The following is a 15051-nucleotide window of genomic DNA, read 5'->3' on the forward strand; positions in this document are numbered from 1 at the left end:
CGATGCTCGCATGGTGTAGCAATATGACTACACATCGTGCGCGCCGAAGGGGAGGGCGATGGCGGGGTTCCTGGCCCGCAGGCTGCTCAACTATCTCGTGCTCGTGGCCGTCGCAGCCAGCCTCGCCTACATGCTCGCGGCCAGCGCCCTCGATCCGCGCTCCAACTACGCCGACCGGACCCCCAAGCCGCCGCCGGCCGTCGTGGACGCCCAGCTCACCGCGCTCAACCTCAACGACCACACGCCGCTGCTCCAGCGCTACGCGACGTGGGCGGGCGGCGTGGTGCAGGGCGACTTCGGCCGAACAGTCACCGGCTCGCCGGTCAACGAGGACCTCAAACGGCGCATGGGTGTCACCTTCCGGCTGGTGATGATCGGGCTGATCTTCGGCAGCCTGCTGGGGGTGCTCGTCGGGGCCGCCGCCGCGGTCAAGCAGTACGGGTGGTTCGACCGGTTGTCGACAGGAGTGTCCTTCCTGGTGCTCGCGATGCCGGTGGTCGTGCTGGCCAACATGCTGATCCTGCTCGGCACCCTGGCCAACGAGCGGCTCTTCGGGCACCGGCTCTTCCTGGTCAGCGGCGAATACAGCGACGGGCTCGACACCGGCTTCTGGGGGACCGTGAGCGACCGGCTGCGGCACCTGATCCTGCCGACGATCTCGCTGTCGCTGGGGCTGGCCGCGGTCTTCAGCCGCTACCAGCGCAACACCATGCTCGACGTGCTCGGCGCCGACTTCGTCCGCACCGCCATGGCCAAGGGGCTGAGCCGGAGCCAGGCGCTCATCCACCACGCCCTGCGCACCGCCCTGATCCCCGTCGCGACCTACTTCGCCTTCACCTTCGGCGCGCTGCTGACCGGCGCGACGTTCACCGAGAAGATCTTCGGCTGGCACGGGCTGGGCGAGCAACTGATCAACTCCATCTTCACCAACGACGTCAACACCGTGGCGGCCATCGCCGTCATCGCCGCGATCGCGGTGCTGTGCGCGTCGCTGGCGGCCGATCTGCTGCACGCCGCCCTCGACCCCCGGGTGAGGGCCGGATGACGGCGCTGCTCGTCGGCAGGCGGGCTCCTTCGCGGCTGCGGGTGGTCGCCTGGCGGTTCTTCCAGTCGACGCAGGGGCGGATCGGCTTCGCCGTACTCGTGCTGCTGTTCCTGCTGGCCTTCGCCGGGCCGGCCCTCAGCCCGTGGTCCTACACCGACAAGGACTTCACCGCCTTCCTCAGCCCGCCGTCGGCCGAGCACTGGTTCGGCACGCTGCAGACCGGCGCCGACGTCTACGCGGTGACGCTGCGCGGCATGCGCAAGTCGCTGATCGTCGGGCTGCTGGCGGCGCTGGTGTCCACCGCGCTGGCCGCCGTCGTCGGGGCGTTCGCCGGCTACTTCTCCGGCTGGACCGACCGGACGCTCACCTGGGGCGCCGACCTGCTCCTGGTGCTGCCCGCGTTCCTGATCCTGGCCGTCATGTCGCCGCTGTTCGGGGCGGGGCAGTGGGTGCTGTTCGTGATCATGCTGGCGCTGTTCCTCTGGATGGTCACCTCGAAGATCGTCAGAGGGATGACGATCTCGCTGAAGCAGCGGGAGTTCATCCAGGCCGCCCGGTTCATGGGCGTCTCGCCGGTGCGCATCATCTTCCGGCACATCATCCCCAACCTGTCGTCGCTGCTGATCGTCGACGCCACCCTCAACGTCAGCGCGGCCATCCTCACCGAGACCTCGCTGTCCTACTTCGGCTTCGGCATCCAGCCGCCCGACGTCTCCTTCGGCACGCTCATCGCCGACGGCTCCCGGACCGCCCTCTACGCGCCGTGGACGTTCTGGTTCGTCGCCGGGCTGCTGGTGGTCACCGTGCTCGCGGTCAACCTCATCGGCGACGCGCTGCGCGACGCGTTCGACCCCGCCTCCCGGAGGCCGCGGTGACTCCCGTCCTGGAGGTCACCGACCTCAACGTCTCCTTCGGCGACGTGGTGGCCGTACGCGGCGTCAGCTATGCCGTACGCCAGGGCGAGGTGCTCGGCATCGTCGGCGAGTCGGGCTCCGGCAAGTCCGTCACCTCGGCCGCTGTCATGGGCCTGCTGCCGCCGGGCGCCACGGTCACCGGCTCGGTGCGGCTGCACGGCAAGGAGCTGATCGGCGCCCGGCAGCGGGAGCTGACCGCCTTCCGCGGCAAGACCATGTCGATGGTCTTCCAGGACCCGCTGTCCGCGCTGACCCCCGTCTACCGCGTCGGCGACCAGATCGCCGAGGCCGTGCGCGTCCACCAGAAGGTGACCAGGACGCAGGCCGCGGCCATGGCCGTCGAGCTGCTCGACCTGGTCGGCATCCCCAACCCGGCCCAGCGGGCCCTGGCCTTCCCCCACGAGTTCTCCGGCGGGATGCGGCAGCGCGCGGTGATCGCGATGGCCATCGCCAACGATCCCGACGTGATCATCTGCGACGAGCCGACCACCGCGCTCGACGTCACCATCCAGGCGCAGGTGCTCGAAGTGCTGAAGAAGGCCCAGCGGGAGACGGGCGCCGCGATCGTCATGATCACGCACGACCTCGGGGTGGTGGCCGGGTTCGCCGACCGGGTGCTGGTGATGTACGCGGGCCGGCCGGTCGAGGTGGGCGGCGTCGACGACATCTACTACGGGCCGCGCATGCCCTACACCGTCGGACTGCTCAGCTCCATCCCGCGCGTCGACACCGACGGGCGGCACCCGCTCGTGCCCATCGAGGGCGCGCCGCCCTCGCCCGCGGCGCTGCCGCCGGGCTGCCCGTTCGCGCCGCGCTGCCCGATGCGGCTCGACGCCTGCGAGGCCGCCGAGCCGCCGCTGTTCGACGTCGGCCCGGCGCACCAGGCCGCGTGCATCCGCTGGCAGGACGTACGCCCCCGCGTGGCGGCCAAGCACGCGGTCCCCGTCGAGCCGCGCGACGGCCGGCCGCGCCAGGACCGGCAGCCGGTGCTGAAGGTCGACGGGCTGGTCAAGCGCTACCCGCTGCTGCGCGGATCGGTGTTCAAGCGCAGGGTCGGCACCGTGCACGCGGTGGCGGGGGTCAGCTTCGAGGTACGCGAGGGCGAGACGCTCGGGCTCGTCGGCGAGTCGGGCTGCGGCAAGACCACGACGCTGATGGAGATCCTGGAGCTGGCCGAGCCGCAGGAGGGCCGTATCGTCGTGCTCGGGCACGACACCGCCCGGCTCGGCGGCGCCGAGCGGATGGCGATCAGGCGCGACATGCAGGTCGTCTTCCAGGACCCGCTCGCCTCACTCGACCCGCGCATGACCGTCTACGACATCCTGGCCGAGCCGCTGCGCACCCACGGCAGGGGCGATCCGGGCGGCCGGGTGGCCGAGCTGCTCGACCTGGTCGGGCTCGACCCCTCCCACGCGGCCCGCTACCCGCAGGACTTCTCCGGCGGCCAGCGCCAGCGCATCGGCATCGCCCGCGCGTTGGCGCTCGAACCCAGGTTCCTGGCGCTCGACGAGCCGGTCTCCGCGCTCGACGTGTCGATCCAGGCCGGTGTGATCAACCTGCTCGACGCGCTGAAGGCCGAGCTCGGGCTGTCCTACCTGTTCGTCGCGCACGACCTGGCCGTGGTGCGCTACATCGCCGACCGGGTGGCCGTCATGTACCTGGGCAGGATCGCCGAGATCGGGCAGGTGGACGCCGTCTATGAGGCGCCCGCGCACCCGTACACACAGGCGTTGCTGTCCGCGATCCCGCTGCCCGACCCGGTCCGCGAGCGCTCGCGCCGGCGGATCCTGCTCGAAGGCGATCTTCCCAGTCCGGCCGACCCTCCGTCGGGCTGCCGCTTCCGCACCCGGTGCCCGAAGTTCAGGGCCGAGCTGACCGACGACGAGCGCGCCGTCTGCGTGGCCGTCGAGCCTTCGGTGCGGCTGCTCGACAAGGACCAGGGCGCCGCCTGTCACTACGCCGAGAAGCTCGAAGTCACCTAAGCGGGAGGATTCGCTCGATGAAAGCAGCACGTCTGATCGTGGCCGCCCTGGCCGGCTCGCTGTGCCTGGTGGGTTGCGGCCGGGGCCCCGGGGGCTACGGCAGCGATGGTCTCGCGGGCGGCCCACGGGGAGACGAGCGGAACATCAAGGCGTACGACATCAACCCGCAGCCGCGTGACAAGGTCAAGGACGGCGGCACGCTGCGCTGGGGCATCAACGAGTTCCCCACCCAGTGGAACAGGAACCACGTCGACGGCAACCTCGCGGTGGCCGCGGTGGTCAGCAACGCGCTCCTGCCCGCGCCGTTCAGGTCCGACGAGAAGGCCGACATCACCGCGAACCCCGACTACCTGATCGACGTCGAGGTCACCTCCCGCGACCCGCACCAGGTCGTCACCTACACGCTCAACCCCAAGGCCAAGTGGTCCGACGGCAAGCCGATCGACTGGGCCGACTACCAGGCCCAGTGGAAGGCGCTCAACGGCACCAATCCCGCCTTCCACATCGTCTCGTCCACCGGCTACCAGGACATCTCCGACGTACGGCGGGGGCGCGACGACTACTCGGTCGTGGTGACGTTCGCCCGGCCCTTCGGCGACTGGAAGTCGCTGTTCAGCCCGTTGCTGCCGGCCTCCACCAACAGCACCCCCGAGGCCTACAACACCGCCTGGCTGAACAAGATCCCGGTGACGGCCGGGCCGTTCAAGTTCAAGGGCTTCGACCAGACGGCGAAGACGATCACGCTCGTCCGCGACGACACCTGGTGGGGCGACCGGGCCAAGCTCGACCAGATCATCTACCGCGCCTCCGAGCAGGACTCCCTGATCGGCGCGTTCAGCAACGGCGAGCTCGACATCACCGACGTCGGCCCGTCGGCGCCCGACTACGCGCGCGCCAAGACCACCCCGGGCGCGACCGTACGCCAGGCAGCGGGCCCCGACTTCCGCCACATCACCTTCAACGGCTCCAGCGAGCTGCTGAAGGACCAGCGGGTCCGGCAGGCCATCCAGCTCGGCATCAACCGCCAGGCGATCGCCCAGTCCGACCTGCAGGGCCTCGACTGGCCGATCACGCTGCTGAACAACCACTTCTTCATGAACACCCAGGAGGGCTACCAGGACAACGCCGGCGCCCTGGGCGTCTACGACCCGGCCCAGGCCAGGCGCCTGCTCGACGCGGCGGGCTGGCCGCTGGGGGCCGGTGGCGTCCGGCAGAAGGACGGCAAGCCGCTCGACCTGCGCTTCGTGGTCCCCTCGGGCGTGCAGACCGGCAAGTCGGAGGGCGAGCTCGCGCAGAGCATGCTCGCGCAGATCGGGGTCAAGCTCACCATCCAGGCCGTGCCCAGCGATGACTTCTTCACCAAGTACGTCATTCCCGGCAACTTTGATATGACGCCGTTCGCGTACATTGGCACGCCTTTTCCGGTTTCGAGCAGTTTTGGGATCTACGCCAATTCGCCGAACGGGCAGACATGGAACGCCAACTTCGGTCGCGTGGGCTCGCCTGAGATCGACGCGGCGATGAACCAGGCCGGCCAGAGCCTCGACCTGAGGCAGGCGCACGCGGACACCAACGCGGCGGACAAGCTGATCTGGCAGGAGGTCAACGTGTTGCCGTTGTACCAGAGGCCGCAGAACGTGGCGGTCAGCGAGACGCTGGCCAACGTGGGGGCCCGCGGCTTCTACGACCTCCGCTACCAGGACATCGGCTTCACCCGCTGAGGTCAGTGCCGCCGCGAGCGCAGCTTGTCCAGGAACCGCCGGGCCTTGCGCTGGTTCTCCGGGTCGTTGGCCATGCGCTTGGCCTTCTCCATCGTCTGCTTGCCTTGGGGGCTGCGCAGATACGCGCGCACCCGATCCATGAGTGTTGCCATGCGGGTCCCCTACCCAGAGCGGCCGCCTGAACTCGGGTCGGTCAGCCGTTCCAGATCCGTTCGTAGGCGGCGCGATAGCCCGGGGGGTCCCATGAGATGGTGTCGCCGACGTTGCCTCGCGTGGTCAGATGCACCGGTGCGACGTACCCGCTGGGGGGCCGCCCGGCGAACGCGCGGTTGAGCTCGTCGACGATCTGGCTGCCCTGCGCGTTCAACGGCTCGGGAACGGTGGCCTGCTGGAACTGTCGGTCTCGGACGCGCTGGAACGCCGACGGGTCGCCGTCACCCGCGCCGATCGCGTAGGGGGCCCCATCGCCGGCCTTTCCCGCGGCGCGCAGGGGCGCCGCCGCGTCGGCGAAGTAGAGGTCGTTGATGGCGACCGAGTAGGTCCATCGATCGCCGAAGCGCGACAGGAGCGAGGAGACCGCCTGCGGGGTGCGGCTGCCCGTGTCAGGAAGCGGGATGTTCTGGTACGACAGTAGCTTGACGCCGGAGCAGCTCAGCAGCGTTCTCTTGATCAGCTGTGCCTTGTTCTCCGCGAAGGGGATCGACGAGTCGGTGAAGATGACGACTCCCGCGTGCCCCTTCGACCGGACGATGATCCAGAACGCGCTGATCCTCGCGACGTCCTCCACCCGGGTGGTGATGTTGGTGAAGAGGCTCGGGTTCGCGCCGGGTCCGGGACGGCTGGCCGCGTGCCACCCGACGAGCGGGATGCGCATGTCCCTGGCCTGCTCGACCTGCTCGGCGGCGGAGTTCGGGTCGAACCCGCCGATGACGATCCCCGACGGGCGCAGGGCGACGGCCTGGCCGAGGGCCTCCCGTACCCCGGCCGGAGTGCCCTGGCCGTCGATCACCCGGACGTTCCAGCCGATGGACTCGCCGGCTTCCCGTACCGCCTTGGCCGTGCCCGCGACGCCGGGGTTGGTCATGGTCGCCGCGATGAAGACGATGTTCTTGCCGCGGACCGCTCGCGGGCCGCTCGTGGGACCGTTCCAGGGCGTCGCCTCTTCGGCCCGCGTGACGGCCGGGCCGGCCGTGGACAGGACACCGGGACACGCGCTCGCCGTCGGGTCCGGTACGGAGCCGGGAGCCGAGCCGGACGAGCCCCGGGAGCAGCCGCCGGCCAGCGCGCAGGCCACCGCCAGCGCCGTCGCGGTGCGTGAGAAGCGGTTCACGTCCGGATCCCTACCCCGAAGGTGGCACGACTCCCGGTGGGGATGGGCCGCCGGGCGGTGCGGCGGCAGCGGACTCGACCGATGGCGCCCCTGACGGAGGCGGAGATGGTGTCGTGCGGTGTGGTGCGGCCACCCCCGCGTGCAGCCGGCGCCGGGCCGCGTAGCCGACGAGTCCGACCGCGATGAGCAGCGTGACCCCGTTGAACAGCGGCGTCACCCAGAAGTCCGCCCCCAGCTGACCGATGCCGGACAGGCCGATCGCCAGGACGGCGACGGCGACGACGGTACCGAGCGGGTTGGCCCGGCCGGGCCTGATCGCGGTGGAGCCGAGCAGGGCGGCGACGAACGCCGGCAGCAGATAGTCGAGCCCGACGCTCGGATTGCCGATCTGCTGCTGAGCGGCGAGCAGGACGCCCGCGAAGCCGGTGACCAGCCCGGAACCGACGAAGGCGCAGACGACGTACCGGCGGGTCGGGATGCCGATCAGGTCGGCGGCCCGCGGGTTCGAGCCGATGACGTAGAGGTAACGGCCGACGGGCAGGCGTTCGAGCACGAGCCAGAGCGCCGCGGCAAGGACGAGCACGTAGAACGAGGGGGCGGGCAGGCCCAGGAACTTCGCGTCGGATATGCCGGTGAAGGCGGGCGGAAGACCTTGCGGGCCGGGAACGATCCTGGCCCCCTTGGTCGTCCAGCCCGTGATGGCGTACAGCACGCTGCCGGTGCCCAGGGTGGCGATGAACGAGTCGATCCGGGCGAACTCGACGAGCAGACCGTTGATCACGCCGACGAGCGCGCCGCCGATGAGCACGCCGAGACAGGTCAGGGGCCATGGCCAGCCGTTGGCGATGATGAGCTGCAAGGTCACGACGTGTCCGAGCCCGACGCCATAGCCGATGGACAGGTCGAACTTCCCCGTGACGATGGGGATCATCGCGCCCAGGGCCAGGATCGCGGTGATCGAATGAGCCGAAAGGATCGACGTCAGGTTGGCCATCGTGGGAAAGGTGTCCGGCAGGGCGAGCGTGAACACGACGCACAGGACGACCGTCAAAGCGAGCAGCCCATAGCTGCCGATGAAGTGGCCGGCGGTGCGCCGCCGGCGCGGGGATCCCGTGGTCATCGGGGATGCGCACCCGTGGCAGCGGGTGCGGCCGACGCGGCATGGGTGAGTGCGGTGACCGTGAGGGCCTCGCCGGCCACCTCGGTGGTCACCGCCCCCCGGACGAACATGAGGGCGCGGTCACACACGTTCACGACTTCTTCGAAGTCGGCGGAGACGAGAATGGCCGCCAGCCCGCCGGCCAGGGCTTGGTCGAGGAGCCGGTAGATCTCGGGTTTGGCGCCGACGTCGACACTGGCCGTCGGCTCCTCGAGGATCAGGAGGCGGCGGTTCGTGCCGAGCCAACGGCCGATCATGACCTTCTGCTGGTTCCCGCCTGACAGGGTGGCGAGAGGCGCCTCGGCATCCTCGGGGTGAACGCCGAAGCACGCGACGAGCGCCGCCGCCTCGGCCCGCTCCACGCGGGGCCGGATCCAGCTCAGCGGAGACCGGCCGTATGCCCCCGGGTTCGCCAGGAAGTTCTCCCGGACGCTGAGGCTCGGGGCGGCGCCTTCCTCCTGCCGGTCGCCCGCCACCAGGCCGACACCCGCGTCGACGGCCGCCGACACCGACCGCGGACCATAGGGCCGCCCGTCGAGCAGCACGCGGCCGGCGAGGATGGGGTGCGCGCCGGCCAGAGCGCGGCCGAGATCCACGTGCCCGGCGCCGGCGAGGCCGACGAGCCCGATGGCCTCGCCGGCCCGCAGGTCGAGGCTGATCGGGCCGGCCTGCCCGGTGCGCACGCCGGTGAGGCTCAGCACCACCTCACCCGGGTCGCGATTCGGGCGCCGGTGGGTCGCCGGTTCGCGCCCGACGATGTCCCGTACGAGGGTGGTGGAAGGGCCGCCGGTGCGGGTCCCCTGGCTGACCAGGCGCCCGTTGCGCAGGACCGCGACCCTGTCGGCGATCTCGCGCGCCTCGTCGATCCGGTGGCTCACGTACACGATCCCGTGACCCCGGTCACGTAGCGCGCGGAGCGCGTCGAACAGGTGGGCGCGGTCGGGCGCGGGCAGGCTGGCGGTCGGCTCGTCGAGGACGATGATCTCGGTTTCGGCGGCCAGCGCGCGGGCGATGGCGACGAGCGACCGCTCGGCGCGGGTGAGGTCGGCGATCCGCTCATCGGGGTCGAGGTGGATCGCGACGGACCGGAGGGCCGCCACGCAGCGCTCGCGCACCCCACGCCAGGAGATGAGACCGCCGCGCCGGCGGTAGCCGGTGCCCAGGGCGATGTTCTCGGCGACGGACATCCACTCGACGAGGCCGAGATCCTGGTGGACGAACGACATGCTGCGGGAGGCGGCATGGCTGCCCAGCGGATGGCCGGCCACCGTCACCTCCCCTTCGTCGGCGCGATAGACCCCGGCCAGGATCTTGATCAGCGTCGACTTGCCGGCGCCGTTCTGTCCGAGCAGGGCGAGGATGCCACCGTGGTGGAGTTCGAGATCCACCCCTTCCAGCGCGGAGGTGCCGCCGAACCGCTTGCTCACTCCACGGATGCGGATGAGCGGCTCCGAGGCGGTCCGCGACGCCGCGAGCAGGGTCACGGCGCGCCGGCCTGCTGTCGCGAGCTCCAGGCTTTGGCGACCTGGGACCTGGAGGTGAAACTCAGCTTGCGCAGGATGTTCTCGACATGGCCTTCGGCGGTGCGCTGGGCGATCACCAGGGTCTCCGCGATCTGCTTGTTGCTCAGCCCTCGGGCGACCAGTTCGGCGATCTCCCGCTCCCTGCGGGTCAGGACGGACGCGACATCGGATTCGGGCGGGGAGTTCGCGGGGTCTCTTGCCGGCTTCTCCTCCAGCGCGTAGGCGACGGCCTGGTCGAGCGTGAACTGCGAGCCGCGCGTGAAGGCCACGGTGAACGCCTCGTTCCTGAGGCTTCCTCGTAGCTGGGCCTCGCATCGGCCGTGGAGACCTGCCAGATGTCCGAGTCCGGAGAGCGATGTCCCGATCGACCGCCAGACCATGTGCGCGGCGCCCAGCAAGTGCGCGGCGCGGTTGTCCTGATGCTGATCGGCGATGATCCAGGCGAGTCCTTCCAGACCTTCGGCGATGCCGAAATGGTCGTTGCACCGCAGCTTGAACCTCAGCGCGTCGCGCATCATGGTGACGGCGGTGTCTGGATCGTTGTGCCGCCACCGGTCCAGAGCCGTGACCCACAACGCGTAGGAGACGGACCAGGCCGCGTTCGCCCTCTGGGATGCCTCCAAGACCTCCTGGCAGAGCGCCGTCGAGCGGGGGTCGTCCATGACCACGGCGACCATGCTCAGCTGGAAGAGGGCGACCCATGAATGACCCCGGTGACCGAGGGCGCGGCGGCGGACCAGGGCCTCTTCCAGGAGAGTGAACGATCGGGTGAAGTCTCCGGCCAGAAGCGCGGCGAAGCCGGTGATGTGGAGCGCGCCAGCGAGTTGCGCCTCATCACCCAGCCGCTCCGCCAGCCCACGGCACTCCAGCAACAGGGGTTGCGCGGCCGAGAGGTCGCCCTGCAACAGCAGGAGCCACGCGTCGACCCACAGGGCCTTGGCCCGCGCGGCGGTGGGGCCGGTCTCCTGGGCCAGCGCCCGCTCCAGCCAGTGGTGGCCTTCGCTGGGGGAGGACCACGAGAGCCGGTGACTCCACATCGCGGCGGCGATCTCGAGGGCGGCCCAGGCCTGACCCGGCTCGCTCAGGCAGAATTCCAGCGCCGCCCGTACGTTGGCCTGCTCCTGGTGGATCCGGACGAGCCATTCCATCTGGTTCTCGCCGAACCACTCGGCCTCCGCCCGCGCGGCCAGTTCGCGGCACCAGTCGCGATGCCGCAGCCGAAGCGCCGTCTCCTGCCGGGAGTCGGTGAGCCGTTCCCATCCGTACTGGCGGAGGGTCTCCAGCATCTCGAAACGCACGCCGGAGTCCTGCGTCCTCCGCACCAGGATCGACTTGTCGACCAGCTCTATCAGCAGGCTGGGAACATCTTCCCGGGCGATCCCGTCGCCCGAGCACACCTCTTCGACCGCTTCCAGATCGCAGCCGCCGGAGAACACCGACAGCCGTTCCCACAGCAGCTGTTCCTCGGGAGAGCACAGGTCATGGCTCCAGTCCACCAGCGCCCGCAACGTCTTCTGGCGAGGCGCCACGACCGTGCGTTCAGTCGCCAGCAACCGGAACCGGTTGTTCAGCCGCTCGAGGATCTGGTCGACGGACAATGCCCGCATGCGCACCGCCGCGAGCTCGATGGCCAGCGGAATCCCGTCGAGCCGCTGGCACAGCTGTGTCACCGCCGCGCTGTTGGCGGCATCGACGGTGAAACCCGGTACGACGGCCGCCGCACGGTCCTCGAACAGTCTCACCGCCTCATAACGCGCGTCGGCGGTCGCGACCATCGCCTCGCCCGTCCCGTGTACGGTCAGCGGCGGCACCTCCAGGAGGTGCTCACTCGGCACCTGGAGCGACTGCCGGCTGGTCGCGAGAATGTGCAGCTCAGTCGTCGAGGCGAGCAGCTTGCCGGACAGGATGGCGCACTCGTTCAGCACGTGCTCGCAGTTGTCCAGCACCAAGAGCAATCGCTTGTTGAGCAGATGCTCGGACAGAGCGGCCACGCTCGGCTGGCGGCAGCCGATCGTGTCCGCGATGGTCTCCGCGAGCAGCTCTTCGGCCACCAGCGGAGCCAGGTCGATCAGCCATGCCCCGTCAGGGAACGCCCGTGACATCTCCGCGGCGACCCTCAGCGCCAGCCGCGTCTTGCCCACCCCGCCGACGCCGGTCAACGTCACCATCCGGCCAGCGGAAAGCAGACGTTTGGTCTCGGTTAGCTCATGCCGACGACCAACGAAACTCGTCAATTCGGCTGGCAGATTCCCCGCTTGCCGTCGTGTCATCGTCCCCATGACATTTTCAGGCTAACTCATCTCGGCCACGCGAGTTCGGCGAGCCCGGTGTGAGCGGCCACCGTCCTGACCTGCGACGAAGGCCGCTCTCTACCCACGTGCACTTACCTACGTAGGTAGGAACGGGTAATTATCCGGGCATTTATCCCGTCCTACGCCAACCTGCGTAGGCGCATGCTGGTTTGGTCAGCAAAGAACGCCGTGACAGCGGCGACCGAATCAAGGAATGATCATGTGTCAGCACCAGCCTCGGTGCCCATCCGCATACGCCTGCGACCGCGAGGCCGCGCGCCTGGTGGCCTTCCATCCCGAGCAGGGGTGGGGTCTGCTGTGCAACGGCGTGGTGGTCTTCGAGGACCACGGTGAGATCCTGCCTGACGGGCGTAGCGTCCCCGCCCACTATTGCCACTACGGACGGGCAGCATGAACCAGCACTCCGGATCCGCGCTCATGAACGAGACCACGCTCCTGCCGGACGAGCCGGGGGACACGGTCGTGTCCCGGAACGGTCACACCCCGCTCTGGGACCGCCTCAAGGCCGGCATCCGGCGCGTCGGAGAGCTGGTCACCGGCTCCACCCACCTGCCCGGTATGGAGGTCGCCTCCTGGTCGCTTTCCCCGGGCATGTCCTCGGTGCCGCAGGCGCGGCGTCTCACCCGTGCCCGTCTCGCCGCATGGGGGCTCGATGAGCTGGCCGAGGTCGCCGAGCTCCTGGTCAGCGAGCTCGTCACCAACGCGTTGCGCCATGCGCCAGGACCGCACCGGCTCACTCTCTACACCAGTGACGGCCTGCTGCGCGGCGAAGTCGAGGACGCGGGCAGCGCGCCGCTCTACCTCCACCAGGCCGGGCCGGGCGACGAGCATGGCCGCGGACTGGACATGATCGACCTGCTGGCCTGCTGCTGGGGCAGCGAATCCACGCCCAGGGGAAAGACCGTCTGGTTCGAACTCTCCGCGGACTGCGCCGCGAAGCCGGGCGGGTTCAGTCCTTCGCCGCACAAGTCGGCGCATCACCGGTGAGCACGCCTTCCACGCCGAGTCTGGCTCCGTCCCGGAAGGCCGCCGCGAACGCCCGATTCCCCAGTGTGCCGCGGGCCTGCTCCGCGCAGCGCTCGTGCCATCTCGCGTGGTACCACAGCCGAGTCGGTGAGGCGTCCGCCGCCTGCCACAGCGAGTGCGCCGCCCCCAGCATCCGGGCGGCCTCTTCATGGTCCCCACGCGCACCGGCGATCCACGCCAGCACCTCCAGGCACTGCGTGAGGCACCAGCGGTCGTTGATCTCTTCGGTGAACTCGGCGGCCGCCCTCACCAGCGCGTCGGCCCGGGGGTAGTCACCCAGGTTCCACACGGCGATACCGACCGCCAGCTGGGCGTACCCGCGGGACACCACCATGTGATGGGCCTCGCACAGCGCCAGAAGCTCCTCGCCCAGCCGAACGGCCCGCTCCGGGTTCTCGATCGAGCCGTACACGGCCGCGTAGTACAGGTTGAGCACGACGCCGTGAACGTCTCCGGCGGCCCTGAAGAGGGCGAGCGACTCCTCCAGGAGCGCGAGGCCACGTTGGGTGTCACCCGTGGAGAACGCGGCGACACCCGAGGTCCGGATGGCGAACGGCAGGACATCCTCGTTCCCCGGTCGCCGGGCGATGAGATGGCATTCCTGAAGTCTCGGCACCGCCGCCGCCAGGTCGCCCTGGCGCAGGGCGAGCATGCTGTCCACCCAGAGCGCTGTCGCCCGCGCGCCGTCCGGCGTACGCATCAGCTCCAGGGCACGCTCCAGCCAGTAGCGGCCCTCGGTGAGTGCACCGGCCAGGAGCCAGAAGCACCACAGCCCCGACGCCGTGTCGAGCCCCACGCGAGCCAGGCGTGGCTCATTGAGACACATTTCAAGCGCGACGCGAATATTGGGAAGTTCCTGGCGCAGGAGCACGTATCGCTCGGCCTGGTCCGGGACGATCTCGTCGATCCGGTTCCGGTCGACCAGATCCCGGTAGTGGTCGATGTAGCGCCGGCACAGGACGCGCTTCTCGGCGGGCGTCAACTGCTCGCACCCGTACGCGCGGATGCTCTCCAGCATGCGATACCTGAGGCCGGCCTCCCACCGCTCACAGACCAGGATCGACTTGTCCACCAACCCGGTCACCAGATCGATCATCTCGGCGGGGGAGATCCCTTCGCCCGAGCACACCGCCTCGGCGCCCTCCAGGTCGACCCCGCCCGGGAACATCGACAGCCGGGTCCACAGCCGCCGCTCCTCCGGTGAGCACAGGCGGAAGCTCCAGTCCATGGTCGCGCGCAGCGTCTGATGGCGGGGCAGCGCGGCCGGGCTCCCCGTCGCCAGCACCTCGAAACGCTCGTCCAACTCGCGCGCCAGCTGTTCCAGGGGCAGAGCGCGCAGTTGCACCGCGGCCAGCTCGATCGCCAGCGGGATCCCCTCCAGGCGCTGGGCCAGTCGCGCGACGGTCGCCGCGTTGCTCGTATCCAGGGAGAAACCGGGCGCCACGCTCGCCGCCCGCTCCACGAAAAGGCGTACCGCATCGTGCCGGGCGATGTGGCTGAGGGGGCGGCTCGCGCCCGGCACGGACAGCGACGAGACCTGCAGCACCTGCTCGCCGTACACACTCAGCGTCTGCCTGCTGGTCGCCAAAATCCGGACCCGGGGAGCGCTCCGCAGCAGCCGGGCCACGAAACGGGCGCAGTCGTCGAGCAGATGCTCGCAGTTGTCCAGGACCAGCAGCATCCGCTTGTCCGACAGGTGGTCCACCAGCGCCGTCATGGGGTCGGATCCCGCCTCGCGCAGCCCCAGCGCTCCGGCGACGACCGGTTCCAGCAAGTGGCCGGCCTCCAGGGTGGCCAGCTCGACGACCTCGACGCCGTCCTTGTAGGTGCCCTGAAGGGTCTCCGCGACCTGGTGCGCCAGCCGGGTCTTGCCGACCCCGCCGGTGCCGGTCAGGGTCAGCAAGCGGGCCTGGGACAGCCCTCTCCTGGCCGCGGCCAGCTCGCGCCTGCGCCCGACGAAGCTGGACCCTTCCATGCGAGGACGGGCCCGGACCGTACGACCGCGCTCTGCCTGGATCATGATGTGTTCTGGCCGTCCG

The 15051-nt window shown here is 69.9% G+C and carries 12 protein-coding genes; 6 read left to right on the top strand and 6 right to left on the bottom strand.

Annotated elements, in window-relative coordinates:
* Positions 1-58: 58 nt before the first annotated feature.
* Genes LDL49_RS01055 through LDL49_RS01070 form a run of 4 tightly spaced genes read left to right on the top strand, consistent with a single transcriptional unit; the run spans position 59 to position 5662 of the window.
* Entirely contained in the window at positions 59-1045 is a 987-nt protein-coding gene (locus LDL49_RS01055) for an ABC transporter permease (RefSeq protein WP_225288941.1), read from the top strand.
* The gene (locus LDL49_RS01060) at positions 1042-1920 is read left to right on the top strand and encodes an ABC transporter permease (RefSeq protein WP_225288942.1); all 879 of its coding nucleotides are present in this window, start codon (positions 1042-1044) and stop codon (positions 1918-1920) included. Before LDL49_RS01055 ends, LDL49_RS01060 begins: the two co-directional genes overlap by 4 nt.
* Complete coding sequence (locus tag LDL49_RS01065) at positions 1809-3941, top strand: ABC transporter ATP-binding protein (RefSeq protein ID WP_504854007.1); 2133 nt, start codon at positions 1809-1811, stop codon at positions 3939-3941. The genes LDL49_RS01060 and LDL49_RS01065 overlap by 112 nt, the downstream gene beginning before the upstream one ends.
* Before the next feature lie 17 nt (positions 3942-3958).
* Entirely contained in the window at positions 3959-5662 is a 1704-nt protein-coding gene (locus LDL49_RS01070; protein WP_225288944.1) for an ABC transporter family substrate-binding protein, read from the top strand.
* A gap of 2 nt (positions 5663-5664) precedes the next feature.
* Here LDL49_RS01070 and LDL49_RS01075 read toward each other — a convergent pair whose 3' ends face one another.
* Genes LDL49_RS01075 through LDL49_RS01095 form a run of 5 tightly spaced genes read right to left on the bottom strand, consistent with a single transcriptional unit; the run spans position 5665 to position 11842 of the window.
* Positions 5665-5814 (bottom strand): hypothetical protein, encoded by a 150-nt coding sequence (locus LDL49_RS01075; protein ID WP_225288945.1) that lies wholly within the window; start codon positions 5812-5814, stop codon positions 5665-5667.
* Between the two features lie 41 nt (positions 5815-5855).
* Positions 5856-6992, bottom strand: coding sequence for a substrate-binding domain-containing protein (locus LDL49_RS01080; RefSeq protein ID WP_225288946.1), 1137 nt, complete (start codon positions 6990-6992; stop codon positions 5856-5858).
* Positions 6993-7002: 10 nt separating this feature from the next.
* Positions 7003-8112, bottom strand: a complete 1110-nt coding sequence (locus LDL49_RS01085) for an ABC transporter permease (protein WP_225288947.1) — start codon at positions 8110-8112, stop codon at positions 7003-7005.
* The gene (locus LDL49_RS01090) at positions 8109-9635 is read right to left on the bottom strand and encodes a sugar ABC transporter ATP-binding protein (protein WP_225288948.1); all 1527 of its coding nucleotides are present in this window, start codon (positions 9633-9635) and stop codon (positions 8109-8111) included. The genes LDL49_RS01085 and LDL49_RS01090 overlap by 4 nt, the downstream gene beginning before the upstream one ends.
* A complete protein-coding gene (locus LDL49_RS01095; RefSeq protein ID WP_225288949.1) occupies positions 9632-11842 on the bottom strand; it encodes an ATP-binding protein in 2211 nt (736 codons plus the stop codon). The genes LDL49_RS01090 and LDL49_RS01095 overlap by 4 nt, the downstream gene beginning before the upstream one ends.
* Before the next feature lie 343 nt (positions 11843-12185).
* On the opposite strand from LDL49_RS01095, the gene LDL49_RS01100 reads away from it, so the two are divergent.
* Together LDL49_RS01100 and LDL49_RS01105 are read left to right on the top strand one after the other, a co-directional pair.
* On the top strand, positions 12186-12380 hold the full coding sequence (locus tag LDL49_RS01100) for a DUF5999 family protein (protein WP_225288950.1): 195 nt from the start codon (positions 12186-12188) through the stop codon (positions 12378-12380).
* The gene (locus tag LDL49_RS01105) at positions 12377-12973 is read left to right on the top strand and encodes an ATP-binding protein (protein ID WP_225288951.1); all 597 of its coding nucleotides are present in this window, start codon (positions 12377-12379) and stop codon (positions 12971-12973) included. The genes LDL49_RS01100 and LDL49_RS01105 overlap by 4 nt, the downstream gene beginning before the upstream one ends.
* Here LDL49_RS01105 and LDL49_RS01110 read toward each other — a convergent pair.
* Entirely contained in the window at positions 12936-14987 is a 2052-nt protein-coding gene (locus LDL49_RS01110) for an ATP-binding protein (RefSeq protein ID WP_225288952.1), read from the bottom strand. The two genes, LDL49_RS01105 and LDL49_RS01110, sit on opposite strands and share 38 nt — an antisense overlap.
* Positions 14988-15051 lie beyond the last annotated feature (64 nt).

Origin of the sequence: Nonomuraea aurantiaca, from assembly GCF_020215705.1 — a bacterium.
GTDB classification, from domain to species: Bacteria; Actinomycetota; Actinomycetes; order Streptosporangiales; family Streptosporangiaceae; genus Nonomuraea; species Nonomuraea aurantiaca.